The 23,518-nt window shown below is 42.8% G+C and carries 25 protein-coding genes and 1 riboswitch; of the genes, 22 read left to right on the top strand and 3 right to left on the bottom strand.

Going from position 1 to position 23,518, the window contains the following annotated elements; translation table 11 throughout:
- Positions 1 to 41: 41 nt before the first annotated feature.
- From AB5N96_RS08545 to sufB, 9 genes are all read left to right on the top strand, one after another.
- On the top strand, positions 42 to 1,067 hold the full coding sequence (locus AB5N96_RS08545) for a methionine ABC transporter ATP-binding protein (RefSeq protein ID WP_204591560.1): 1,026 nt from the start codon (positions 42 to 44) through the stop codon (positions 1,065 to 1,067).
- Positions 1,060 to 1,728, top strand: a complete 669-nt coding sequence (locus tag AB5N96_RS08540) for a methionine ABC transporter permease (protein ID WP_204591562.1) — start codon at positions 1,060 to 1,062, stop codon at positions 1,726 to 1,728. The genes AB5N96_RS08545 and AB5N96_RS08540 overlap by 8 nt, the downstream gene beginning before the upstream one ends.
- 17 nt (positions 1,729 to 1,745) lie before the next feature.
- On the top strand, positions 1,746 to 2,573 hold the full coding sequence (locus tag AB5N96_RS08535) for a MetQ/NlpA family ABC transporter substrate-binding protein (RefSeq protein WP_204591564.1): 828 nt from the start codon (positions 1,746 to 1,748) through the stop codon (positions 2,571 to 2,573).
- Between the two features lie 97 nt (positions 2,574 to 2,670).
- The gene (locus tag AB5N96_RS08530) at positions 2,671 to 2,868 is read left to right on the top strand and encodes a YuzK family famiily protein (RefSeq protein WP_204591661.1); all 198 of its coding nucleotides are present in this window, start codon (positions 2,671 to 2,673) and stop codon (positions 2,866 to 2,868) included.
- A 220-nt stretch (positions 2,869 to 3,088) separates the two neighbouring features.
- Positions 3,089 to 3,868 carry a Fe-S cluster assembly ATPase SufC gene (gene sufC, locus AB5N96_RS08525; protein WP_392454226.1) on the top strand — a complete coding sequence of 260 codons (780 nt, stop codon included), beginning with the start codon at positions 3,089 to 3,091 and terminating at the stop codon, positions 3,866 to 3,868.
- A 17-nt stretch (positions 3,869 to 3,885) separates the two neighbouring features.
- Complete coding sequence (sufD, locus tag AB5N96_RS08520) at positions 3,886 to 5,193, top strand: Fe-S cluster assembly protein SufD (protein WP_499705256.1); 1,308 nt, start codon at positions 3,886 to 3,888, stop codon at positions 5,191 to 5,193.
- On the top strand, positions 5,193 to 6,419 hold the full coding sequence (locus AB5N96_RS08515; protein WP_499705255.1) for a cysteine desulfurase: 1,227 nt from the start codon (positions 5,193 to 5,195) through the stop codon (positions 6,417 to 6,419). Before sufD ends, AB5N96_RS08515 begins: the two co-directional genes overlap by 1 nt.
- Entirely contained in the window at positions 6,409 to 6,861 is a 453-nt protein-coding gene (gene sufU / locus AB5N96_RS08510; RefSeq protein WP_094944351.1) for a Fe-S cluster assembly sulfur transfer protein SufU, read from the top strand. Before AB5N96_RS08515 ends, sufU begins: the two co-directional genes overlap by 11 nt.
- Positions 6,862 to 6,864: 3 nt before the next feature.
- Positions 6,865 to 8,262 carry a Fe-S cluster assembly protein SufB gene (gene sufB, locus AB5N96_RS08505; protein WP_204591571.1) on the top strand — a complete coding sequence of 466 codons (1,398 nt, stop codon included), beginning with the start codon at positions 6,865 to 6,867 and terminating at the stop codon, positions 8,260 to 8,262.
- A gap of 28 nt (positions 8,263 to 8,290) precedes the next feature.
- On the opposite strand, the gene AB5N96_RS08500 is transcribed toward sufB, so the two are convergent.
- The gene (locus AB5N96_RS08500) at positions 8,291 to 8,503 is read right to left on the bottom strand and encodes a hypothetical protein (RefSeq protein ID WP_204591573.1); all 213 of its coding nucleotides are present in this window, start codon (positions 8,501 to 8,503) and stop codon (positions 8,291 to 8,293) included.
- Positions 8,504 to 8,672: 169 nt separating this feature from the next.
- Here AB5N96_RS08500 and AB5N96_RS08495 point away from each other — a divergent pair, with 169 nt between their 5' ends.
- From AB5N96_RS08495 to AB5N96_RS08470, 6 genes are all read left to right on the top strand, one after another.
- Complete coding sequence (locus AB5N96_RS08495) at positions 8,673 to 9,524, top strand: DUF72 domain-containing protein (protein WP_204591576.1); 852 nt, start codon at positions 8,673 to 8,675, stop codon at positions 9,522 to 9,524.
- Complete coding sequence (locus AB5N96_RS08490; RefSeq protein ID WP_204591578.1) at positions 9,524 to 10,339, top strand: sulfite exporter TauE/SafE family protein; 816 nt, start codon at positions 9,524 to 9,526, stop codon at positions 10,337 to 10,339. Before AB5N96_RS08495 ends, AB5N96_RS08490 begins: the two co-directional genes overlap by 1 nt.
- Positions 10,340 to 10,350: 11 nt before the next feature.
- A complete protein-coding gene (locus AB5N96_RS08485) occupies positions 10,351 to 11,700 on the top strand; it encodes a bifunctional metallophosphatase/5'-nucleotidase (protein ID WP_499705254.1) in 1,350 nt (449 codons plus the stop codon).
- 162 nt (positions 11,701 to 11,862) lie between these two features.
- Positions 11,863 to 12,039, top strand: a riboswitch (Lysine riboswitch).
- 111 nt (positions 12,040 to 12,150) lie between these two features.
- The gene (locus tag AB5N96_RS08480; protein ID WP_204591581.1) at positions 12,151 to 13,716 is read left to right on the top strand and encodes a Na+/H+ antiporter NhaC family protein; all 1,566 of its coding nucleotides are present in this window, start codon (positions 12,151 to 12,153) and stop codon (positions 13,714 to 13,716) included.
- A 112-nt stretch (positions 13,717 to 13,828) separates the two neighbouring features.
- On the top strand, positions 13,829 to 14,758 hold the full coding sequence (gene lipA / locus AB5N96_RS08475; protein WP_499705253.1) for a lipoyl synthase: 930 nt from the start codon (positions 13,829 to 13,831) through the stop codon (positions 14,756 to 14,758).
- A gap of 9 nt (positions 14,759 to 14,767) precedes the next feature.
- A complete protein-coding gene (locus tag AB5N96_RS08470; protein ID WP_499705252.1) occupies positions 14,768 to 15,115 on the top strand; it encodes a YutD family protein in 348 nt (115 codons plus the stop codon).
- A gap of 186 nt (positions 15,116 to 15,301) precedes the next feature.
- On the opposite strand, the gene AB5N96_RS08465 is transcribed toward AB5N96_RS08470, so the two are convergent.
- Positions 15,302 to 16,369: an FAD-dependent oxidoreductase gene (locus tag AB5N96_RS08465; RefSeq protein WP_499705251.1), complete on the bottom strand. Its 1,068-nt coding sequence runs from the start codon at positions 16,367 to 16,369 to the stop codon at positions 15,302 to 15,304.
- A complete protein-coding gene (locus AB5N96_RS08460) occupies positions 16,366 to 16,959 on the bottom strand; it encodes a CDP-alcohol phosphatidyltransferase family protein (protein ID WP_204591587.1) in 594 nt (197 codons plus the stop codon). The genes AB5N96_RS08465 and AB5N96_RS08460 overlap by 4 nt, the downstream gene beginning before the upstream one ends.
- 75 nt (positions 16,960 to 17,034) lie before the next feature.
- Between AB5N96_RS08460 and AB5N96_RS08455 the strand changes: the two genes are divergently transcribed.
- Genes AB5N96_RS08455 through AB5N96_RS08425 form a run of 7 tightly spaced genes read left to right on the top strand, consistent with a single transcriptional unit; the run spans position 17,035 to position 23,445 of the window.
- Entirely contained in the window at positions 17,035 to 18,447 is a 1,413-nt protein-coding gene (locus AB5N96_RS08455; protein WP_499705250.1) for a dihydrolipoyl dehydrogenase family protein, read from the top strand.
- A gap of 1 nt (position 18,448) precedes the next feature.
- A complete protein-coding gene (locus tag AB5N96_RS08450; RefSeq protein WP_499705249.1) occupies positions 18,449 to 18,901 on the top strand; it encodes a DUF1499 domain-containing protein in 453 nt (150 codons plus the stop codon).
- A complete protein-coding gene (locus tag AB5N96_RS08445) occupies positions 18,898 to 19,545 on the top strand; it encodes a TVP38/TMEM64 family protein (protein WP_499705248.1) in 648 nt (215 codons plus the stop codon). Before AB5N96_RS08450 ends, AB5N96_RS08445 begins: the two co-directional genes overlap by 4 nt.
- 1 nt (position 19,546) lies before the next feature.
- The gene (locus tag AB5N96_RS08440) at positions 19,547 to 20,779 is read left to right on the top strand and encodes an ABC transporter substrate-binding protein (RefSeq protein WP_499705247.1); all 1,233 of its coding nucleotides are present in this window, start codon (positions 19,547 to 19,549) and stop codon (positions 20,777 to 20,779) included.
- Entirely contained in the window at positions 20,763 to 21,635 is an 873-nt protein-coding gene (locus tag AB5N96_RS08435; RefSeq protein WP_499705246.1) for an ABC transporter permease, read from the top strand. Before AB5N96_RS08440 ends, AB5N96_RS08435 begins: the two co-directional genes overlap by 17 nt.
- On the top strand, positions 21,635 to 22,429 hold the full coding sequence (locus AB5N96_RS08430) for an ABC transporter permease (RefSeq protein ID WP_499705245.1): 795 nt from the start codon (positions 21,635 to 21,637) through the stop codon (positions 22,427 to 22,429). Before AB5N96_RS08435 ends, AB5N96_RS08430 begins: the two co-directional genes overlap by 1 nt.
- On the top strand, positions 22,426 to 23,445 hold the full coding sequence (locus AB5N96_RS08425) for an ABC transporter ATP-binding protein (RefSeq protein ID WP_499705244.1): 1,020 nt from the start codon (positions 22,426 to 22,428) through the stop codon (positions 23,443 to 23,445). The genes AB5N96_RS08430 and AB5N96_RS08425 overlap by 4 nt, the downstream gene beginning before the upstream one ends.
- Positions 23,446 to 23,518: the final 73 nt, after the last annotated feature.

Genomic DNA, 23,518 nt, shown 5'->3' with positions numbered 1-23,518 from the left:
TTGTATCCATCCAAAAATTTTAGAAAGGAGGCGGCACGCAAATGATTCAATTATCTAAAGTTTTAAAAGAATACACGACAAAAAATGGCAAGGTGGTTGCCGTCGACAATGTCTCATTATCTATCCAACAGGGCGAGATTTACGGGATTATCGGCTACAGTGGGGCAGGGAAAAGTTCACTCATTCGTTTACTGAACGGACTTGAACGTCCTACCGATGGACAAATTCAAGTAAACGGACGTGAAGTCTCCAAGCTCTCTTCAAAAGAGATGCGCGGGTTCCGCCAAAAAGTCAGCATGATTTTTCAACACTTCAATCTATTATGGTCTCGTACAGTAGAGGAAAACATCGCGTTCCCACTCGAAATCGCAGGTGTTTCAAAAGATCAACGCAGTGAGCGCGTAAAAGAGCTTGTCGCTTTAGTAGGGTTAGAAGGGCGAGAAAAAGCCTATCCTTCACAACTCTCTGGAGGTCAAAAACAACGTGTTGGGATTGCACGTGCTTTAGCCAATCGACCTGAAGTTCTGCTATGTGACGAAGCAACATCTGCACTTGATCCTGAAACAACCGATCAGATTTTAGATCTTCTCGTTACCATCAATAAGCAATTAGGTTTAACTATCGTGTTGATCACACACGAGATGCACGTCATTCAAAAGATTTGTCACCGCGTAGCTGTGATGGAGAATGGTCTTGTGGTTGAAGAGGGGCAAGTCATTGATGTCTTTAAGAATCCACAACAACCTATCACAAAACGCTTTGTTTCACAGATTTCAGATGGTGCACATTTCTCAGATACTGTCGATCACTTCTTAGAAATGTATCCAAATGGAAAACTCGTCAAACTTACATTTGTCGGTGATCAAACGGACCAACCGTTGATTGCTCGATTGATTAAGCAGTACGGACTTGAGGTAACAATTGTTCAAGGTAACATTACACAAACGCAAAACGGTGCGTTAGGTACTTTGTTGCTTCACATTGATGGGGATGCACTCGCTATCGATGAAGCGTTAGGTTACTTACATGCACAAAAAGTACAATCGGAGGTCATTCAACATGATTGAAAATCTTTTACCGAATGTCGACTGGCCGAAGATGTGGGAAGCTACGTATGAAACGCTTTATATGACAGCAATTTCAACCGCTTTAACATTTGTCTTCGGTTTGGCGATCGGCTTAGTTTTATTTCTGACAAGCCCTCACCAAGCATGGGCAAATAAATTTGCAAACTGGTTAACTGGAGCACTCGTGAATATCTTCCGTTCTATTCCATTTATCATATTGATTATCTTATTGATTCCATTCACGAAGTTCCTTCTTGGAAGTATTCGTGGACCGAACGCGGCATTCCCAGCACTAATCATTGGAGCTGCACCGTTCTATGCGCGAATGGTATTGATTGCTTTAAAAGAAATTGATAAAGGTGTTTTAGAAGCTGCAAAATCGATGGGAGCTACGACTTGGACAATCATTCGAAAAGTGTTGCTTCCAGAATCCATGCCAGCGATTGTTTCCGGAATTACAGTAACATCGATTGCATTAGTAGGGTACACGGCGATGGCAGGTGTCATTGGCGCTGGCGGACTTGGAACACTTGCCTTCTTAGACGGGTTCCAACGAACGCAAAACGATGTCATGATCGTTGCTACAATCATCATCTTAATCATAGTATTTATCATCCAGTGGATCGGAGACTGGTTAACAAACCGATTAGACAAACGATAATAGAGGAGAGAACGTACATGAAAAAATTACTTACAGGTTTTGCACTAGGAGCAAGCATTTTAACTTTAGCAGCATGTGGATCTGAAGGAGGTTCTTCTTCAGAAGGAGAAAACTCAACACTTACAGTAGGTGCTTCAAACGTACCTCATGCAGTAATTTTAGAGCAAGTTAAACCACTACTTGAAGAGCAAGGAATCGAACTTGTAGTTGAAACGTATCAAGATTACGTTCTTCCTAACCAAGATTTAGATAACGGTGACTTAGACGCAAACTACTTCCAACACATTCCGTACTTAGAGTCTCAAATTGCTGACAATGGGTATGATTTTGTAAATGCTGGTGGCATTCATATCGAGCCAATCGGTCTTTACTCTAAGAAATTTGGTTCAATTGACGAGCTTCCAGATGGTGCAGTTATTCTAATGAGTAACTCGGTAGCTGACCACGGTCGTGTACTTTCTATGTTAGAGGCTGCTGGGCTGATCACTCTTGACCCAGAAGTTGAAAAAACGACTGCTACAATTGAAGACGTAATCGAAAATCCAAAAAACATCGAGTTTGATCCAAACTACGAAGCAGCACTTCTAGTTCAAATGTATGAGCAAGAAGAAGGCGACGCAGTTCTAATCAACTCAAACTATGCACTTGATGCTGGAATCAATCCTTTAGAAGATTCAATCGCTATTGAAGATTCAAACTCTCCATATGTAAATGTAATCGCAGTAAATGCTGGTGATGAAGAGAACGAAAACATCGTAGCGCTTGTTGAAGCGTTGAAATCTAATGAAATTCAAGAGTTTATTTTAGATGAGTGGGGCGGTTCTGTAGTTCCTGTGACAGAATAACCACACGCTATGACTATTGGGCTAAATTCCCTTTTTACGGTTTCATTCGTTACTTGGTGGGTATACACTAAGTAACGTAAGATACTAACTGAAGGGAATGATACTTATCAAACCAGAAGGACAGCCTTACACGGAAAAAATGAACTTAGCTTTTCGTGATGCACACGGTTTTGGATATGATGAAATGAGACAAAGCGAGGATTTACGCATGAGAGTGGAACAACGTCGTCAACTTGACCACGAGAAAAGTATGCGCATCGCTGCTCAAATTGGTGCACAAGCCCACAGAGGATAATATATGTATAAAAAGCCTGTAGAACCTTGATTCTACAGGCTTTTTTGTAGTTCGGGATGATACCTATTCTCATTTAGCGCATTTGTAATGAAAATGCACAAATGTAGGATTTTCAAGGATTGAAATGATTTGCAGTCGACCTCTAATTACTGTAAGATTAGAATGATAATAATTAAGGATGGATGATTCCATTCGAAGTTAAAGATATGGAGGGTATACAATGTCGACACTAGTAATCAAAGACTTGCACGTTGAAATCGACGGCAAGGAAATTTTAAAAGGTGTGAACCTAACACTAAATACAGGTGAAATTCATGCGGTCATGGGACCAAACGGAACAGGAAAATCAACTCTTGCTTCTGCTGTCATGGGTCACCCTAAATATGAAGTTACTTCAGGTACAATCACTTTAGATGGGGAAGATGTATTAGAGATGGAAGTAGATGAGCGCGCAAAAGCTGGTCTATTCCTTGCAATGCAATACCCAAGTGAAATCACAGGCGTTACTAATGCTGATTTCTTACGTTCATCTATCAACGCACGTCGTGAAGAGGGCGATGAAATCTCACTAATGAAATTCATCCGTGAAATGGATAGCAAAATGGATTTCTTAGAGATGGATCAAGATATGGCACAGCGTTACTTAAACGAAGGTTTCTCAGGTGGAGAGAAAAAGCGTAATGAAATCCTTCAATTAATGATGATTAAACCGTCATTCGCAATTTTAGATGAGATTGACTCTGGTCTTGATATCGATGCATTGAAAGTTGTTTCTAAAGGAATCAACGAGATGCGTGGAGAAGGTTTCGGAAGCTTGATCATTACTCACTACCAACGCTTACTAAACTATATTACTCCAGACCACGTACATGTTATGATGCAAGGTCGCGTCGTAAAATCAGGCGGTCCAGAATTAGCTCACAAGTTAGAGGCTCAAGGATATGACTGGATCAAAGAAGAATTAGGAATTGAAGACGAAACTGTTGGGCAAGAAGCATAAGAAGGGAGACAGTCAACATGACGGTTGAAACAACTTTAGCAGTAACGGAACAAGATGTTCGCGCTTACTCTGAAAAAATGCAAGAACCGGGATGGATGACAGATTTCCGCTTAGCTGCTCTTGCACATGCAGCGGAACTGCCAATGCCAGAACCGGATAAAACAAATATTACGAGCTGGGATTTCTTGACGTTCCCAACACACACTGTTGAGAGTGCAACTTATGGCTCTTTATCAGAACTACCAGAAGAAGTGAAGTCGTTGATTGATTTAGACAATCAAAAAACACTTTATATACAGCGCAATAACACACCTGCCTACCTTTCTGTTTCAGAAGAGTTAAAGCAAAAGGGTGTTATCGTAACAGATCTTCACACAGCGATTCGTGAACATGCAGACTTAGTAAAGCAATACTTCATGAACGATGTAGTAAAAGTTGATGAGCACAAATTAACAGCTTACCATGCAGCGTTAGTGAACGGTGGCGCATTCATCTACATTCCGAAAAATGTGGAGATGGATGAAGTTGTCCAAGTGATTTATGTACAAGACGATGAGACTGCGTCATTGTTTAACCACACACTAGTTGTTGCTGAAGAGAATACAAAATTAACCTATGTAGAAAACTACCTTTCTACATTTGAAACAGCTCAAGGCCAAGCAAACATCGTATCGGAAGTACTTGCAAAAGACAACGCAAAGATTACGTACGGTGCAGTTGATGTTCTAGCAAAAGGATACACAGCTTATGTCAATCGCCGTGGGGTAACACACCGTGATGCAGTGATCGAATGGGCTTTAGGCTTAATGAACGACAGCAATTCAATCGTAGAAAATGTGACACACTTAGTTGGTGACAACTCAGAAGGTCATGTGAAAATTGTAGTTGTCGGTCGCGGAGATCAAAAACAAAACTTTACAACAAAAGTCATCCACTGGGGTAAAAATTCAGAAGGTCAAATTCTGAAACACGGTGTTATGAAAGATGCAGCTTCTTCTATCTTTAACGGTATTGGGAAAATCGAGCACGGTGCTTCGAAATCGAACGCTGAGCAAGAATCTCGCGTATTGATGCTTTCTGAGAAGGCACGTGGAGATGCAAACCCAATCCTTTTGATTGACGAAGATGATGTAACGGCAGGACACGCAGCTTCTGTTGGCCGTGTTGATCCAATGCAAATGTATTATTTAATGAGCCGCGGAATCTCTAAGCAAGAAGCAGAGCGCTTGATCATTCATGGTTTCTTAGCGCCTGTAGTACGAGCACTTCCAGTTGAAGGTGTGAAGAAGCAGCTTACGGAGGTCATTGAAAGGAAAGTGCGCTAATGAATCAGTCGATCCTCAGCAATTTTCCCATTTTAAATCAAGAAGTAAACGGTCATCCGCTTGTGTATCTAGACAGTGGGGCTACTTCTCAAAAGCCGACTGCTGTTATTGAAGCAGTGAAGGCGTATTACGAACAAGACAACTCAAACGTTCACCGTGGAGTGCATACACTCGGCAACCGAGCAACTGAAGGGTATGAAGGCGCACGCGAGAAGGTTCGCGGCTTCATCAATGCGTCTTCAACAAAAGAAATTGTCTTTGTTCGTGGAACGACGACCGCTATTAATACAGTGGCAGCAAGCTATGGGGATGCAACTATTTCAGAAGGTGACGAAATCGTCATCACGTATATGGAGCACCACTCGAATATTATCCCGTGGCAACAGTTAGCAAAACGCAAAAAAGCAGTCCTCAAGTATATTGAACTTGAAGAAGACGGTACGATTTCTTTAGAAAACGTACGCAAAGCGATTACAGAGAAAACGAAAATTGTCTCTGTTATGCATGTTTCCAATGTTTTAGGTGTTTTGAATCCAATTAAAGAAATCACGAAGATTGCACATGAGCACGGTGCTGTCATGATGGTCGACGGGGCACAAGCAGCTCCTCACTTGAAGGTCGACGTGCAAGACCTAGATGCTGACTTTTATGCGTTCTCTGGTCACAAAATGTGTGGTCCAACTGGTATCGGTGTTCTTTACGGGAAGCAGCGCCACTTAGAAGCAATGGAGCCTGTAGAGTTTGGCGGCGAAATGATTGATTTCGTTGGTCTACAAGAGTCTACGTGGAAAGAACTGCCATGGAAGTTTGAAGGCGGTACGCCAATCATCGCAGGAGCTATCGGTTTAGCGGCTGCAATCGACTACCTCGAGTCAATTGGACTTGATAAGATTGAGCAGCACGAACATGAACTTGCAGCTTATGCAATGGAGAAGATGTCTGAAATTGAAGGTATGACGATTTACGGGCCAAAAGATCCATCAAAGCGCGCGGGGATTATCACATTTAATTTAGATGACGTCCACCCTCACGATGTGGCAACTGTCCTCGATATGCAAGGAATTGCGGTTCGCGCAGGTCACCATTGTGCACAGCCATTAATGAAGTGGCTCAACGTTTCTGCAACAGCGCGTGCAAGTTTTTACTTGTACAATACGAAAGAAGACGTTGACCGTCTTGTGGAAGGCTTGCAGAAAGCAAAGGAGTATTTCAACGATGTCTATTAATTCAAATTTAGATCAACTTTATCGTCAAGTGATTATGGATCATTACAAGAACCCTCGTAACAAAGGATCTCTTGGAGAAGAAGCCTTGACAGTCGATATGAACAACCCAACTTGTGGAGATCGCATTCATTTAACGCTTCAAGTAGAAGATGGCATCATTCGGGATGCAAAATTCGATGGGGAAGGCTGTTCGATTTCGATGTCATCGGCTTCCATGATGACACAAGCTGTCAAAGGGAAAACGGTTGAAGAAGCGATGAAGCTCTCGGAAATCTTTTCAGATATGATGACAGGCAAAGACTACGACGACTCAATTGACTTAGAAGATATTGAAGCTTTAAGTGGTGTATCCAAGTTTCCAGCACGTATCAAATGTGCAACGCTTTCGTGGAAAGCGATGGAAAAGGGAGTACAGCACCAAAATCAAGGAACGGAGGAATAAACTATGGCTAAAAAAATGCCGGATATTGGCGATTATAAATATGGCTTCCATGACAAAGATGTCTCGATTTTCCGTTCTAAACGCGGGTTGACACGTGAAATCGTTGAAGAGATTTCTCGTATGAAAAATGAGCCACAATGGATGCTTGACTACCGTCTAAAAGCATTGGAAATTTTTTACGCAAAACCAATGCCACAATGGGGTGGAGAGCTTGGCGAATTAAACTTCGACGAAATCACATATTACGTAAAACCTTCAGAACAAACGGAACGTTCTTGGGATGAAGTACCAGAAGAAATCAAGCGTACGTTTGATAAACTTGGTATTCCTGAAGCAGAGCAAAAGTACTTAGCAGGTGTTTCTGCTCAGTATGAATCTGAGGTTGTTTACCACAACATGAAAGAAGAACTTGAAGATCTAGGAATCGTCTTTAAAGATACAGACTCTGCACTTCGTGAAAATGAAGAGATCTTTAAAGAGTACTGGGGTACAGTAATCCCGGCATCTGATAACAAGTTCTCTGCATTAAACTCGGCTGTATGGTCTGGTGGATCATTCATCTACGTTCCAAAAGGAATCAAAGTAGATACTCCACTTCAAGCCTACTTCCGTATCAACTCTGAAAACATGGGGCAATTTGAGCGTACGTTGATCATCGTAGATGAAGGCGCATCTGTTCACTATGTAGAAGGATGTACAGCACCTGTTTACACGACAAACTCACTTCACTCAGCTGTAGTTGAAATTATCGTGAAAAAAGATGCGTACTGCCGTTACACAACGATTCAAAACTGGGCGAACAACGTATACAATTTAGTAACGAAGCGTACAGTAGTTGAAGCGAACGGAACGATGGAATGGATTGATGGAAACATTGGTTCTAAGCTAACAATGAAGTACCCAGCCTGTATCTTAAAAGGTGAAGGCGCGCGTGGTATGACACTTTCTATCGCACTTGCTGGTAAAGGCCAACACCAAGATGCTGGAGCAAAAATGCTTCATTTGGCACCAAATACGTCTTCGACAATCGTTTCGAAATCGATTTCGAAACAAGGTGGTAAAGTAACGTACCGCGGAATCGTTCGTTTCGGACGTAACGCACACGGAGCTCGTGCCAACATCGAGTGTGATACGTTGATTATGGATAACCAATCGACATCGGATACAATTCCTTACAACGAAATCATGAATGACAATATTTCTCTTGAGCACGAAGCGAAAGTTTCGAAAGTGTCTGAAGAGCAACTGTTCTACTTGATGAGTCGGGGTTTGAGTGAAGAAGAAGCGACAGAAATGATCGTTATGGGCTTCATCGAACCATTCACAAAAGAACTTCCAATGGAATACGCAGTAGAGATGAACCGTCTTATCAAGTTCGAGATGGAAGGCTCTATTGGATAATAATTAATAAAAAAACTCTGTTCCCGGATTACAACCCGGGAAACAGAGTTTTTTGTTTATTGTACGAATTGAGCCAGCTATCTATGTATTCCTTTTGGAAAGAATAGCGTTTACCAAAAGACACATAATGTGGTATCAAACGTTTTTCGATTAGAAATAAAATTTCAGCTTCAGAAAAGCGTTCTTCACTTTGCTGATTCAAGTACTCAAGCAGTGCATCGATTCCATAGAATCTATTCATCATGTCACCTCCCGCCAAACGCTCCTTCAAGAAAGAACACTTAGCATGAGTTACGAGATGCGCACTCCTTATACTACTAGAATACCCCCTCTTAAAAACTATAAACCAAGAGAGAATCAAAGAAATTTCGAGAATGAAAATGGTACACTACTATAGAAGAGGTGAGGATATGATACAGCTTGGACTTACAGGATGGGGAGATCATCCTGACTTGTATCAAGGGACTGTAAAGCAAAGATTACAAGACTACAGCGCCCATTTTCCGATTGTGGAACTTGATGCCATGTTTTATGCAGTACAACCCCAAAAAAACAATGAAAAATGGATTGCCGAAACGCCAGATACCTTTCAATTCATTGTTAAAACTTACCAACAACTTACGGGACACTTGCGAGAAGAAAGTCCTTTCGCCTCTCTTGACGAAGCATTTGAAGCCTATCGACTCGCTGTCCGCCCTTATAAAGAAGCTGGGAAGCTAGGCGCCATTTTAGCTCAATATCCACCTTGGTTTGATTGTACAAAAGAGAATGTGGATGAGCTTCGAAGATTACGATCAGAACTAGAAGAGTTTGATGTGGCGATTGAATTCCGCCATCAATCCTGGTACGAGGAACGGTTCCGAGAGAGGACGTTCGAATTTTTAAAAGAAAACAAGTTTATCCATAGTATTTGTGATGAACCGCAGTCTGGAGAGGGAAGTATCCCATTTGTTCCAGAAGTCACCGCGAGCAAAGCCTTACTTCGCTTTCACGGTCGAAATGTTGCGGCTTGGCAGGCACCTGTTACACGTCAAAACTGGCGAGAAATTCGCTATCTCTATGACTATTCAAAAAAAGAATTAGAAGAGCTGGCAACAGCCATTAATAATGTAAATCAAAAAGCAGAGACCACCTTTGTTTTATTCAACAACAATTCAGGGGGACATGCTGCACAGAATGCAAAACAACTGCAACAGATGCTCGACATCACCTATGAGGGCCTTGCACCTAAGCAGCTTGATTTATTCGGAGGAGAATTGTAATGGAATGGCTGTTATTAGTAGTGGTTGGTCTTTTTAGTGGAATTGTAGGGTCTGTCGTTGGACTTGGCGGCGGCGTCATCTTAGTCCCGGCTATTGTCTACTTAGGCTCTATCGGCTGGATCGACGGTATTACGCCACAAACCGTAGTGGGTTTATCCGTCATCATGATGATTTTCGTCGGGCTATCTTCAACAATTGCCTACATGAAAAAGAAGACGGTAGATTTTAAAAGTGGCTTCATCTTTTTTGCAGGGAGCGCACCTGGAACTGTTGTCGGTGCATTTGTAAACAGAGGGCTGGATCTTCCATCGTTTCAATTGTATTTTGGTATCATGATGGTTTTTCTCGCACTATTACTTCTTGTACGTAAGTACTTGAAACCAGTGGAATGGTTTGTGAAAAATGGTCGGAAGACAACATTTGAAGATGCAAGAGGTACCTATGTGTACGGATATCCGATTTGGTTCGCTGTTCTCTTAACCTTCGGAATAGGATTTAGTTCGGGATTATTCGGAATAGGTGGAGGCTCTATGCTCGTACCGGCTATGTTATTGCTCTTCTTATTCCCACCACATGTAGCAGTCGGAACGTCTATGTTCATGGTATTTTTATCAGCACTCGTCAATTCCATCACACATATATCACTCGGCAATGTACCCTGGCTATACACGATTCCGGTTATTCCTGCAGCCTACATCGGAGCAAAAGTAGGGGCATACTTAAATCATCGTCTAAACTCAGATAGTTTAGTCATCTTACTTCAAATTGTGTTATTGCTATTAGGCATACGTTCTATATACGACGGACTCATGTAGGAGGTGAAGAGATGGGGACACTTCATATTATTCATACAAACGATTTACATAGTCATTTTGAAAATTGGGAAGCGATAGTAGCGAAGATTACGGCTTATAAGAAAAGTTTGCCTGCTGGAGACGAGCTACTAGTCATGGACCTCGGTGATCATTTAGACCGTTCCCATGTCTTTACTGAAGCGACAGCTGGAAAAGGGAATGTGGAACTTTTAAATGAAGCAGGCTATCATTTTGTAACAATCGGAAACAATGAAGGGATCACACTTTCTCATGAACAGTTAGAGACCCTGTATTCAGAAGCTCAGTTTAAGGTCGTACTCAGTAATTTTTTTGAACCAGACGGCACGAGACCAGAGTGGTTACATCCTTATGTGATTCACACTACATCGTTCGGAAAGAGAATCGGTCTATTTGGTATCACTGCTGCTTACGACGAATACTACAAGCAACTTGGATGGCACGTTACATCTCCACTTGATTCCGTAAAAGAGATTATTCAAGTGCTGGCACCTCAAGTAGATTTGGTACTATGTCTTGCGCATGTGGGACGAACAATGGAAGAAGAAATTGCAGATCAATTTCCCGAAGTCGATTTACTATTTGGAGCACACACCCATCACACGTATTCAGATAATTACGTTTGGGGACGTACGCATTTATCGGCAGGAGGAAAATGGGGAATGCACATAGGTGTAGCTGTCATCCAGTTTACTGAAACTGCACCTGCAATCACCACGACACTGCATTCAGTGCAGCCGAGCTCATCGGATACGACAAACAGCAAACTAATAGAACGTGGAGAAAAACTATTAGAGGTCTCGGTTTTTTCAAACGATGAACATCTTCCAACCGCATGGGAAGTGGAATCAAAATTAAGTGAACGATTAGGCGAAGCGCTCATCACCTATACAGAAGCGGATTGCGCGCTTTTTCCTGCGGGGTTGTTACTTACAGACCTCTATCCAGGAGAAATATCTGCGAAAATGATGCATGATTTGTTACCGCATCCCATCAATCCATGTATTGTCACTTGTACAGGTGCTGATTTGATTGAAGCCTATGGGATCGCTCAAAATGAAAAGTGGCCAACGCTTGAAGTACGCGGTTTAGGATTTCGAGGAAAGCAACTTGGGAAGTTGATTTTCGCGAACTTTGTGAAAACTGGCGTAGGGTACCAAGTGAATGGGGAGCCAGTAGAGACAAAGAAAAAATATAAGCTGGCTACAGTGGATATGTTCACGTTCGGGTACTTCTTCCCGCGATTTAAAGAATTACCAAAAGTATATTTTATGCCTGAAACGATTCGAGATGTATTTATTCACTATTCCGCTTCATCAAATGATTCTAAACGCATAAAGTAAACAAAGGAGGAGATTTAAGTAGTCTTCCGTACTTAAATGATATTGAGTATGACATGGAAACGATCCAGGAAGAGGGAGGCGTTGTATTTTTGTTCCTCTCGCCTGAAAATAAGGGGTTGTCAGACGTCTTTATTCTTGTTAAGCTTAAAGGGAATTGAATATTATCTAGGTAGAGGCCGCAGAGCTTAAGAGTATAATACGGGAGTTTGACAACTAAGATCGTGTTAAAAAGGAAGCTTTGCCGAAGTGATTTGTGTCGTCACACATAAATCATTGGGGTTATTTTGAATAAAAATAACACTGTCATTTGCATTCGGCAAATGGAGAGCTACAGTCAGTTGAGACAATTAAGGGAAATTCCCGTGTATGCCAGCCTAATGATTTATTTAGGCTGGTTTTTTGTTTCACTTTTATGATCTGTAACTCCGCCTAAAAGGAGGAGAAACGTCAATGGAAGCTACAATTTTTTCACTAGTACCGCCACTTTTAGCCATTATTATGGTACTAGTCACACGCCGCGTATTACTCTCCCTTGGAGTAGGTATTGTGTCGGCCGCATTTTTATTGCATGAATTTTCACCAATGGAGTCAATACAGTCTTTATGGACCGCGTTCCAGTTATCGTTTTGGGATGAAGGATTCAACGCTTACAATGTCTTTATTATCTTGTTTATATTGAGTCTGGGAGTTATTACAGCTCTGGTCACACTATCAGGTGGGAGTCGCGCATTTGCGGCTTGGGCAATGAAGCGTGTGAAGACACGTCGAGGCGCAAAATTACTTACTGCATTTATTGGAATTTTAATTTTTATTGATGATTATTTTAATGCATTAGCTGTCGGACAAATTTCACGTCCGATAACTGATTCGCATAAGATTTCGCGAGCAAAGCTTGCTTACTTTATTGATTCTACTTCAGCACCAGTATGTGTCGTCTCACCAATCTCTAGTTGGGGTGCCTACCTGATTAGTATTTTGGGTGGTATATTTTCTACCTATGCAATCGTAGCCTATACGCCACTAGAGGCATTTGTCCTAATGGCACCTATGAACTATTATGTGGTAGCTGCATTAGCAATTGTATTTTTTGTAGCCGCAACAGATTTCGATCTATTTGCGATGAAATCACACGAGAAGCGTGCGTTAGAGACTGGCCAGTTATTTGATCCGGAAAAAGACGTTGCTGGTGAAATTAAAGAAGAATTTCCAGTACACAATCACGGAAAAGTGTCTGACCTCGTATTGCCAATTGTTACGCTTTTAGTAGCAACAGTGGGTGCAATGCTCATCACAGGTAATCAAGCAGGTGGTTCATGGAATCTGTTCACCATCTTCGAAAATACGGACGTTCCAAAATCACTTCTAATAGGTGGATTGGCAGGAGTAGCCGTCGCTTTATTTTCGTACTTACGCCAATTTGATCGAAACCCAGAAGCAGACAGCGTCCACATCGGTGCTGCGTTTTTATCTGGGATCCGATCGATGATGCCCGCCGTCCTTATATTAGTTTTTGCTTGGGCACTTACGTATCTAATCTCTGAACTACAAACAGGAGAATACCTAGCGGGGATTGTTACAAACAACAATATTCCGGAATGGATCCTGCCTGCTTTGCTGTTTGTGATTACAGCGATCATGGCCTTTTCAACAGGAACTTCGTGGGGGTCTTTCGGAATATTGATTCCTATAGGTGCTGATATTGCAATGGCTGTAAATCCAGAACTATTATTGCCTGTTCTATCGGCCGTGTTGGCTGGTGCCGTATTTGGTGATCACTGTTCACCAATCTCGGATACAACTATCATGTCCGCAACTGGTGCAGGTTCGAATTTGTATGACCACGTTATCACTCAGCTTCCATACGCAATTATCAGTGCTGTAATTGCAGCTCTAGGCTATCTTGTCCTTGGTTTTACAGGATCTGCTTGGATTGGCTTAGGTTTTGTCTTAATTGTCTTGATACTCTTATTTATCTTTTGGTCGGCTAAAGAAAGAGTACAACAAACTGCATCTTGATACGATACCACCAGTCAATTCGGCTGGTGGTTTTGTCATGACAGTCAATTGTAGGGAATTCTAAAGTATGATATATTGACAACAGGATAGACTAAGGATGGGGGCTACCGCAATGACATCTTGTAAACCAACTACAGAACGCGAACGTAAGCCGGAGTGGCTAAAAATTAAACTCAATACCAATGAAGAGTATACAGGCTTGAAAAAATTAATGCGTGAAAATAATCTAAATACTGTATGTGAAGAAGCGCGTTGTCCAAACATTCATGAGTGTTGGGGAACACGTCGTACCGCTACATTCATGATTTTAGGAGCAGTTTGTACACGTGCATGTCGCTTCTGTGCAGTAAAAACAGGACTACCAAATGAGCTGGACCTCGCAGAACCAGAACGCGTGGCAGACAGTGTCGTTTTTATGAACTTGAAACATGCCGTAGTAACAGCTGTAGCGCGTGATGATTTGAAAGATGGCGGTTCAAAAGTATTTGCAGAAACGGTACGTGCGATTCGTCGCAAAAATCCATTCACAACAGTTGAAGTTTTACCTTCTGATATGGGTGGGGTAGAAGAAAACCTGCGCACATTAATGGATGCAAAACCAGACATTTTAAACCACAATATCGAAACCGTGCGTCGTTTAACACCAAGGGTTCGTGCACGTGCTACATACGATCGCTCACTTGAGTTTTTACGCCGTGCAAAAGAGATGCAACCGGACATCCCAACGAAGTCGTCACTGATGCTTGGACTTGGAGAGACATGGGAAGAAATTATCGAAGTTATGGACGACCTACGTGCAAACAATGTGGATATCATGACGATCGGTCAGTATTTGCAACCAACGAAAAAACATTTAAAAGTACAAAAATATTACACACCACACGAGTTCGGAAAGCTGCGTAAAATTGCGATGGAAAAAGGCTTCTCGCATTGTGAGGCGGGCCCACTCGTTCGAAGCAGCTACCATGCGGATGAACAAGTCAATGCAGCAGCAAAACAACGACAAGCAGCTGGCGAAGAAGAACTCGCTGTGCAGAATTAGGTGAAACTAGTGACACGTATTCATTTAGAAGGTTTTCAATATGAAGTAGTAGAAGAGTTTCGCGAAGGGTTTAATCAAGAGGTTTTAGAAGAACGCTACAGCGATGTCCTACAAAAATATGATTATATTTTTGGTGACTGGGGTTATGGTCAACTTCGACTTCGTGGATTCTACGAAGACTCAAACTCCAAAGCGACGTTTGATACAAAAATCGGGACAATCCACGATTACATTTTAGAGTATTGTAATTTTGGCTGTGCCTACTTTTTATTGAAGAAGCTTGGGAAGATTCAAGTGGAGAAAAAACCAGAAGTGGTAGCAATTGAAGAGGTAGTGAAAGAAGAGAAGGCGGACTAGTTCCGGCTTCTTTTTTTATAGATTTAAAAAGTAAGTTGAGTGAAGTGAAGGGGCTGACTCCGGAGGGATTAAAAGCGGAACGTGAGACCCCACAGGCGTGATTTTGCGCCGAGGAGACTCACGACGCGCCCTCGGAAAGCAGCCCCGCAACGGAACTCAACGTCTTGAAGTCGGCTCCACATCTACCTACAATCGATATTTTCGCATGAAATTCTGATCGATTCGATTCTTTAGCTTCCAAGCAAGTTTTCCTTTAAAACTTTTGTTACCATACAGAGCAAGAGCTCGACGGTTGCCGAGAGATAAAATTGAGAGTTGGTTAGATTTGGGTTCATACGCTCGTAACTTCTGATTCAAAATGATAGCCTGCAAGTTATACCAAAGGATGGGGCCTTGTTTTACCGCATGTACGCCATTCTTTGCAATTCCTTCACCAAAGTGTGCACAGTCTCCTGCAGCAAAAATTAGAGGTTGTTCTGCTGCCTGAAGAGTCGGTGTGACAACTAAAAAGCCCTCTTCCGTGACAAGCCCACTTTCAGCAAATAGGGAGAAACTAGAGGCTCCTGTCAGCCAAAACATTGAGGTACAAGGATACATGTTTCCAGAGTCGGTCGTTATCACACTTTCATGTAAGGACGATGGCGAATCTTGTTCTTTCAAATGTACACCTGCTGCTCGAAGCTCATCGCGCACAGAGTGTTGAGCATTCGTCTCAGATAACAACGCGCTTTTGCTAATGAGCTGAACAGGATTGCTGTAGCCATTGTTCTTTCGCCATTCTTGAACAGACAGCGCCATCTCCACTGCTGCTGCACCACCGCCAATTACAACGGGATGCTCGGTTGTTCGTATCGACTCGATCGCTTCAATCATCTTATCTGCAGGTTTTACTTGAGGGGAAATCTCCTCAAAATTGCGAGGGATGTCAATGCGAGAACCTATATCAAATGATACTAAGTCATACGAATAGCTTTTCCCGCTAGCACAATATAGCGTCTGACTCGCAGCATCTATTTTCACTACTGTCTCTTCATAAAACAATGCACCCGCAATTCGACAAAAAGGAACGAGGGGCACGCGTGTCTCTTTCTCATTATAGAGTCCTTCTGCATATCCAGAAAACATCCCCGAATAATACTGATACGAAGAGCTTGAAAGAACGACTAAACGCCAGTTCGGTATTGGTTCACGTGACCATGCTCGAATGATGTGAAGATGCGCATGTCCTGCACCAACTAATACAATCGTTCTCATGCTGCATCCTCCTTTAAAATTGATTTGGCTTCACGAAGACGTTGCAGGGCAGTGAAAATTTCTACAGCTAAGAACAGAAGCGTGAGTAAAGTTAAGTAGGTGGGGAATAGTATCATAAGTGAGAACAAAATGAATCCTTCCGTTCTCTCCGCTAACCCTGGTTGATAATAAAACGATTTCATCCCTTTTTTCTCAGTTAATGAACCGACCGTCAAAAAGATGGTCATCGCCCAAATAATAGAGCACGCGAGAAGCAGTAATGCCCACATTGAATCTGGATAGAGAAATGCGAGCCCTATGATGACGCTTATTTCAACCAATCGGTCATAGCTCACATCAAGTAAAGTTCCCCAAGCGGAAGAACGGGATTTTCTGGCCATCGCACCATCGACCGCATCTAAAAATCCTGAGAACCAAAGTGTGGTTAGCGCAAGCCATGGATTTCCTAAGTAAATCCAAAGTCCAGACGTAACCCCGATTGTAAACGCAATATTAGTCACTTGGGTGGCAGTCAACCCAATATCGAGTAGTTTACCGGCAGTCTGGTTAATTACAGGGTCCACATATTTTCGTGCATGTGTATCGAGCATATTCATCACGCTTTCAATTTAAAGTATGGTATAGATTACATTATACACACAGTAGACAAGAGAGGTGGTACATAGATGTCAAAACAAACAGATATCCTAATACTCGGGGCTGGAGCAGCGGGATTAACGGCAGCCTTCACAGGTGCCGGATTTTCAAAAAAAGTCATTATGATCGATAAAAATAAACCAGGTGGAGAATGTACCTGGTCGGGTTGTATTCCTTCTAAAGCACTGATCAATCGTGCGAAAGAAATTTATCATGTGCGGAAATATGTACCTGACTTTGCTCCAGACACAGAAAAGATTTTAGAAGAAGTGCGTCAGGTCATGGAGGACGTTTATCAAAATGAGTCGCCAGAAGTCCTTGCAAAATCGGGAATTGAATTCATTCAGGGGAAAGCAACATTTTTAGATGCACATCGTATTGAAGTGAATGGTGAAGTGATCGGAGCAAAAAAAGTCATCATTGCCACTGGATCGAAACCATTGATCCCTCCAATTGAAGGACTTAAGGATATCGACTACTTGACGAATGAAAACTTGTTTCAACAACAAACATTCCCAAAAAGTCTCCTTATTTTAGGGGGCGGCCCGATTGGTTCCGAGATGGCTCAAGCCATTGCTCGACTAGGAACAGAAGTCCAACTAGTGGAGAAAGGACCTCGTATCCTCGGAAACGACGAAGAGCAGCATGCGAAACTAGTGCAAGACCGCTTGGAATCAGAAGGTGTACACATTCATACGGGTACAGAAGCCAAATCGGTTAAACAACAGGGAGGAAAGATTCACCTGACTGTCGAAAAGGATGGAAAGCAATTTGATTTGACGGCAGACAAAATCCTCGTGGCACTCGGTCGTCAAGCAACATTAGAAGGATACGGCCTAGAAAAGACTGGTGTAGGGTACAGCAAGAAACGAATCAAAGTGGATCAGCATATGGAGACTACAGCAAAAGGCGTCTATGCAATCGGAGACGTTGTTGGACCGTATCAACTATCCCACATGGCGAATGCCCAAGGGATCACAGCTGCACAAGATGCGATTTTACCGATTCGTCGAAAAATGGACTATTCGCATGTTACGTGGTGTACGTATACAGACCCTGAAATCGGACACTCTGGACTGACAGAAAAACAAGCTCGTGATAAGCACGGTGATTCGATTCGAGTGTATACGCATTCCTATGATGAGCTTGACCGGGCGAAAACAAAGCCGGATTATATGGGCGAATTAAAAGTCATACTCGACAAAAAAGGGATGATTCTAGGGGCGAGTGCTGTAGGTGACCGAGCAGGTGAGATTATTAGCCATATCCAAACATTAAAAATGCTAGAAATTAATATGGGCAAACTTTCTAGCGTGATTCATCCGTATCCAACGTATAGTGAAATACTCGTGAAGCTCGGGAAGAAAATCTATGTCGATAATCTCCTCAACAAACCAATTGTCAAGCAAGTGACAAAATGGCGTGACAAGGAGAGTGAGTAATATGAAATGGAAAGTCGGCGTACTACTGACCGGAATTTTAGTTACAGGAGGAATGATGAAAATGTGGACGCAACCGCGTGATTTAGGAGCAGAAAATGGGAATCTACGAGAGCTTCCGATGACTCCAAATGCCGTCTCTTCTCAAACGGATAAACAGTCTGCTTATGTGGAGCCATTGCCGTTTGTAGGATCCGAAGGTGAATCAATCAAGCACCTTTTAGAGGTACTCGATGAGATGGAATCAATTGAAGTCATGACACATGAACCACGCTATATCCATGCAGTCGCAACTACAAAATTGATGAAATTCAAAGATGATCTTGAGTTTGCGATTCGTGAAGGAGAAGATGTTATTCACGTGCGTTCAGGCTCGCGCATTGGCTATTCTGACGGCGGTGTGAACCGAAAGCGCTATGAAAAAATTCGTGCACTTTACTTGGAACAGACCAAATGACACGCAAGAAAAAACTTGCGATCGCCAGTAGTCTGCTATTTGTTCTACTAGCGTATATTGTCAACTCTCTTCCAGCTCTGTCTGCTGAAGGAATCAAGACGTGGATTGAATCACTTGGTCCATGGGCACCTGTAGTCTACATTGTGATCTATGCACTTCGTCCACTCGTTTTCTTTCCCGCGTCCGTTCTCACATTGACAGGCGGTGTTTTGTTTGGCGCTTGGTTTGGAACGCTTTATACTCTAATTGGAGCTACTTTAAGCGCAGTTGTAGGGTATGTAATGGCTGAGAGACTTAGTAAGTTATGGAACTCTTCAGCACCTATTGATCGTTTGCAAAAAGCGAAACGGCAGATGGAAGAGAACGGTTTTATTTATGTAGTATGGTTTCGATTAGTACCATTTTTAAACTTTGATGTCGTAAGTTATGTGGCCGGTTTGGCACGAGTCAAATGGCTTTCTTTCATTCTTGCCACAGTCATCGGGATGTTTCCTGGAACAGTGGCTTACAATTTTCTGGGTGGAAGTTTGATAGCAGGAGATTGGCGTGTTATTGTAGCTGCTTTAACAGTAGTCGTTTTATTTACAGTGATCAGTTTGATTGTACGAAAGAAACTTCAACAAAAAGAACAGATGGGGGACTAAGATGAAGAAAAAATGGATGCTCGCTTCTAGTATGCTCCTACTTGTTCTTGGGGCATGTAGTAATGAACAGGCAGCACCAGTAGCGGACTTTTCACAACAATGGAGTGAGTTGACCGAAGCGGCACAAGGAACGACTGTAAACCTCTATATGTGGGGAGGTAGTGATTCGATCAATAGCTACTTTGATGAATGGGTCAAACCGAGACTAGAAGAACAGTACGACATTTCTCTTAACCGTGTACCAGTGAATGACACACAAGAAATATTGACGCAGCTACTAGATGAAAAAACAGCAGGTAAAGAAACGGGCAGTATAGATATTATGTGGATTAACGGAGAGAATTTTAGAAATGCAAAGGACAACGACTTGCTCAATCAACCGTTTGCGGATAAACTGCCAAACGTAGCAGAACTTGTGGATCAACAAGCGCCGCAAATTGCAGAGGATTTTGGCATTCCCGTCGACAACTTGCAAGCTCCATGGGGGACTGCACAATTTGTGATGACGTATAACTCAGAAGATGTTATCAATGTGCCTACTTCTTTTGATAAACTCGCTCAGTGGGTCCAAGACAATCCTGGTCAATTTACATACCCTGCTCTTCCAGATTTCACAGGAGGCGCTTTTGTTCGCCATGCACTAGAGGAAATTGTAGGGACGGAACAATTCACATCAGATGAGCCACTGGAGCGTGATGAGTTTGACACAATCATGAAGCCGGTATGGGAGTATTTAAATGCGATAGAGCCTTATTTATGGCGAGCAGGAGATACGTATCCTGAGAGTTTAGCCCGTCTTGATCAACTCTATACGAATGGAGAAGTCGCATATACAATGGCTTATGATCCAATCAAAGCAGCTGCCGAAGTACAAAACGGACGATTCCCAGACTCGACGCGCACTTTTATTTTTGATGGAGGTACGTTGTCGAACACCCATTATTTAGCCATCCCGTTTAATGCAGAAAATCCACTCGGAGCAGCCGTAGTGATCAATGAATTGTTATCTGTTGAAGCGCAAGCTGCGAAACTAGACCCTGCAAACTGGGGAGACCTTCCTGTACTTGATCTTTCTAAGCTTTCGGATGAACAACAACAGGTCTTTACAGCAATTGATTTAGGGGAAGCCTCTTTATCCATTGAAGAGCTTGAATCAAAGCGTATAGCAGAAATCCCATCCATCTATGTCGAATGGATTGAGGAAGGCTGGTTGGAGAATGTGGCACAGAACTAAAGACTATTTACTTGTACTGCCAGCACTTGTGCTGACAGGTGTATTATTTTTTGGCGGATTGATCGATGGCTTATTCAAGAGCTTTGGCTATTTTCCTGTTGTCGGGAATTTAACATTTTCACTCCAATCGTATCAAGACGTCGTGACGAGTCCGCTTTTTAGAGACTCACTCGTTCTAACAATCCGAGTCGCGATTTTGTCGACAATCAGTGCAACAGTTCTTGGAGTTGGAGCAGCGCTTGCACTTTATTTCATGGCTAGGCGGACCAGTGCACGGTGGCTGCTCCGTCTTTTTCAACTTCCATTGACAATCCCTCATCTCGCGGCGGGTTATTTCATGATTTTAGTACTCTCTCAAAGTGGTTTGCTTGCACGCTTTGCCTATGCCTTTGGATGGATTGATGCTCCTTCAGAATTTCCTGTTGCTGTAAATGACCGATTCGGGCTGGGAATGATTTTGACCTATAGCTGGAAAGAAGCACCGTTCATCGCCTTACTTGTGTATCCGGTACTTGCTCGAATCCACGACAATTGGTTGGATGCAGCAAAAGTATACGGAGCTACAACTACTCACTATATTTGGCATGTTCTCTTACCTGCAATTCGGCCAGCGGTCATCACGGCTAGTTTGATTGTCTTTATTTATACACTCTCTTCATTTGAAGTACCGTATCTATTAGGAGTAACGTACCCATCCACACTTCCAGTCTATGCTTTCCAACTGTACACAAGTGGTAGTTTTGCAGACCGTTCTGAAGCACTCGTCATTATGTGGTTATTGACCACGGTTGCACTTGTTGTAGGGCTAGTTGCGTATCGCTTTTACCGGAAGAGCTATGAACGGGGGTGGGAGTGATGCGTCGTTCGACCGTCTATTTACTTTTAATCGGGTTGATCTTTGCCTTACCGTTCGTGCCAGCTCTCATCGCAAGTTTCGGGGGAGTGTGGCGATTTCCGACGATTATTCCGGACGGGATTAATTTACGTGCCTGGGAAAGTGTTTTCTCTCCATCTGCACGGACGCTTTCAGCCATCTTCCTGAGTTTGTGGATTGCATTTTGTGTGACAATCATCAACTTGATTGTGGGAATACCAGCGGCGTATGCATTAACACGAAAGAAATTGCGCTTTCAAAGTGGCATTGAAGCTGTACTCCTCGCACCCATTTTTGTACCAGCGCTTGCAGCGGTCATGGGCATCCATTTGACGTTTTTACGACTTGGATTGACGGAGACCGTGATAGGGGTCATCCTCGTACATCTTGCACCGTCTATGCCTTATGTCATTCGTGCAGCCATGATCAGTTTTCAGACGATGAATGAAGAAGCAGAAGATGCTGCTAAAATGCTTGGTGCAACGAAAGCACAACGCTTTTATCACGTTATCTTGCCTCACTTAATTCCTGGGTTAACGGCAGGCATTATTTTAAGTATGCTGATTTCTCTGAGTCAATATAGTGTAACGCTACTGATTGGCGCAGGGCAGGTCATTACATTACCCATTCTTTTCGTTCCATTCTTAAACGGAGGGGATCCAGCAATTGGAGCTGCTTATACACTGGTATTTTCTACTGTGGCATTGGGCCTCGTACTAGTTTTGGATGGTGGACTTCGCTCGTATTATGCAACTAGAAAAGGAGGGCTGTCATGAGTGGATTTGAAATCAAAGGTCTCTCCAAATCGTACGGGGAGGACTTTACGCTAGCTCCAGTTTCATTATCGATTCAATCTGGAGAATTTTTGACGCTTTTAGGTCCGTCCGGATGTGGAAAAACGACTTTGTTAAAACTCGTAGCGGGACTTATTGCACCAGATGATGGTGAGGTCTATCAACAAGGGAAAGAACTAACATCGGTTCCTTCTGAGAATAGGCAGTTTGCGATGATGTTCCAACAACCTCATTTGTTTCCACATATGACGATTGCAGAGAATGTAGCATTTGGCCTTCGGATGCGAAAAGTGGCGAAGAAAGAACGATTGAAGAAGGCTGAAGAAGTGCTTGCAGAAGTTGGATTGGGAGGGTATGGAAAGCGATATCCATACGAGTTGTCAGGCGGCCAACAACAACGCGTCTCATTGGCTCGAGCTTTGGTCATTGAGCCGACTTTACTCTTACTGGATGAACCTTTTAGCGCATTAGATCCTTTACTGAAAGTCGAGATGCAACAATTGGTCAAAACTGTTCATCAGCAAACGGGTGTCACGACAATTTGTGTCACGCATGATCAAGAAGAAGCTTTTTATCTGTCGGACCGGATTGCGCTCATGCAAACAGGTGAAGTCGTGCAAGTGGCGGATCCTCAAACGCTGTATAGGTCTCCAGCTACTTTAGCAGTGGCAAAGTTTTTAGGCTATAAAAACTTTATTCCGGTAAAATTCGAACAGGACAGCATCGTGACGCCATTTGGAACATATGCAGCTACTATATCGATTGAAAGTGGAAAGTACCAGTGGGCGATACCTTCAGAAGCGATTTCGTTGAAGGGATCTTTACAGGGCTTGGTAAAAGAGGTCGTGCATCACAAGGGATACATAGAAGCGGTGGTTGAGGTGGAAGGGTATGAACTCACAGTACGTAAACTAACCCCGGATGCACAAGCCTTGCGAGTAGGGGACTCGATTACAATTGGATTACCAGATGAGGACCTCGTATTGTTGCGGGAGTAATTTCTTGAAGATCCGGGTGTTTAGTTTCCATAACATCATTAGGGGCGTTAATCAGAGAGTTTCGGTCGCTAAT

The sequence above is a fragment of the Chryseomicrobium imtechense genome (assembly GCF_041475995.1).
GTDB lineage: Bacteria > Bacillota > Bacilli > Bacillales_A > Planococcaceae > Chryseomicrobium > Chryseomicrobium aureum.
This window is presented reverse-complemented; position numbering and strand designations above follow the sequence as displayed.

What these genes read in the sequence shown, in the direction of transcription:
- AB5N96_RS08445 (WP_499705248.1), top strand. Translation starts at nt 18,898, where the DNA reads ATGACACGCAAGAAAAAACTTGCGATCGCCAGTAGTCTGCTATTTGTT.
- AB5N96_RS08530 (WP_204591661.1), top strand. Translation starts at nt 2,671, where the DNA reads ATGATACTTATCAAACCAGAAGGACAGCCTTACACGGAAAAAATGAAC.
- AB5N96_RS08460 (WP_204591587.1), bottom strand. Translation starts at nt 16,959, where the DNA reads ATGCTCGATACACATGCACGAAAATATGTGGACCCTGTAATTAACCAG.
- AB5N96_RS08435 (WP_499705246.1), top strand. Translation starts at nt 20,763, where the DNA reads ATGTGGCACAGAACTAAAGACTATTTACTTGTACTGCCAGCACTTGTG.
- sufB (WP_204591571.1), top strand. Translation starts at nt 6,865, where the DNA reads ATGGCTAAAAAAATGCCGGATATTGGCGATTATAAATATGGCTTCCAT.
- AB5N96_RS08455 (WP_499705250.1), top strand. Translation starts at nt 17,035, where the DNA reads ATGTCAAAACAAACAGATATCCTAATACTCGGGGCTGGAGCAGCGGGA.
- AB5N96_RS08515 (WP_499705255.1), top strand. Translation starts at nt 5,193, where the DNA reads ATGAATCAGTCGATCCTCAGCAATTTTCCCATTTTAAATCAAGAAGTA.
- AB5N96_RS08480 (WP_204591581.1), top strand. Translation starts at nt 12,151, where the DNA reads ATGGAAGCTACAATTTTTTCACTAGTACCGCCACTTTTAGCCATTATT.
- AB5N96_RS08495 (WP_204591576.1), top strand. Translation starts at nt 8,673, where the DNA reads ATGATACAGCTTGGACTTACAGGATGGGGAGATCATCCTGACTTGTAT.
- sufU (WP_094944351.1), top strand. Translation starts at nt 6,409, where the DNA reads ATGTCTATTAATTCAAATTTAGATCAACTTTATCGTCAAGTGATTATG.
- AB5N96_RS08430 (WP_499705245.1), top strand. Translation starts at nt 21,635, where the DNA reads ATGCGTCGTTCGACCGTCTATTTACTTTTAATCGGGTTGATCTTTGCC.
- AB5N96_RS08485 (WP_499705254.1), top strand. Translation starts at nt 10,351, where the DNA reads ATGGGGACACTTCATATTATTCATACAAACGATTTACATAGTCATTTT.
- AB5N96_RS08440 (WP_499705247.1), top strand. Translation starts at nt 19,547, where the DNA reads ATGAAGAAAAAATGGATGCTCGCTTCTAGTATGCTCCTACTTGTTCTT.
- AB5N96_RS08540 (WP_204591562.1), top strand. Translation starts at nt 1,060, where the DNA reads ATGATTGAAAATCTTTTACCGAATGTCGACTGGCCGAAGATGTGGGAA.
- sufC (WP_392454226.1), top strand. Translation starts at nt 3,089, where the DNA reads ATGTCGACACTAGTAATCAAAGACTTGCACGTTGAAATCGACGGCAAG.
- lipA (WP_499705253.1), top strand. Translation starts at nt 13,829, where the DNA reads ATGACATCTTGTAAACCAACTACAGAACGCGAACGTAAGCCGGAGTGG.
- AB5N96_RS08465 (WP_499705251.1), bottom strand. Translation starts at nt 16,369, where the DNA reads ATGAGAACGATTGTATTAGTTGGTGCAGGACATGCGCATCTTCACATC.
- AB5N96_RS08425 (WP_499705244.1), top strand. Translation starts at nt 22,426, where the DNA reads ATGAGTGGATTTGAAATCAAAGGTCTCTCCAAATCGTACGGGGAGGAC.
- AB5N96_RS08535 (WP_204591564.1), top strand. Translation starts at nt 1,746, where the DNA reads ATGAAAAAATTACTTACAGGTTTTGCACTAGGAGCAAGCATTTTAACT.
- sufD (WP_499705256.1), top strand. Translation starts at nt 3,886, where the DNA reads ATGACGGTTGAAACAACTTTAGCAGTAACGGAACAAGATGTTCGCGCT.
- AB5N96_RS08490 (WP_204591578.1), top strand. Translation starts at nt 9,524, where the DNA reads ATGGAATGGCTGTTATTAGTAGTGGTTGGTCTTTTTAGTGGAATTGTA.
- AB5N96_RS08450 (WP_499705249.1), top strand. Translation starts at nt 18,449, where the DNA reads ATGAAATGGAAAGTCGGCGTACTACTGACCGGAATTTTAGTTACAGGA.
- AB5N96_RS08545 (WP_204591560.1), top strand. Translation starts at nt 42, where the DNA reads ATGATTCAATTATCTAAAGTTTTAAAAGAATACACGACAAAAAATGGC.
- AB5N96_RS08500 (WP_204591573.1), bottom strand. Translation starts at nt 8,503, where the DNA reads ATGAATAGATTCTATGGAATCGATGCACTGCTTGAGTACTTGAATCAG.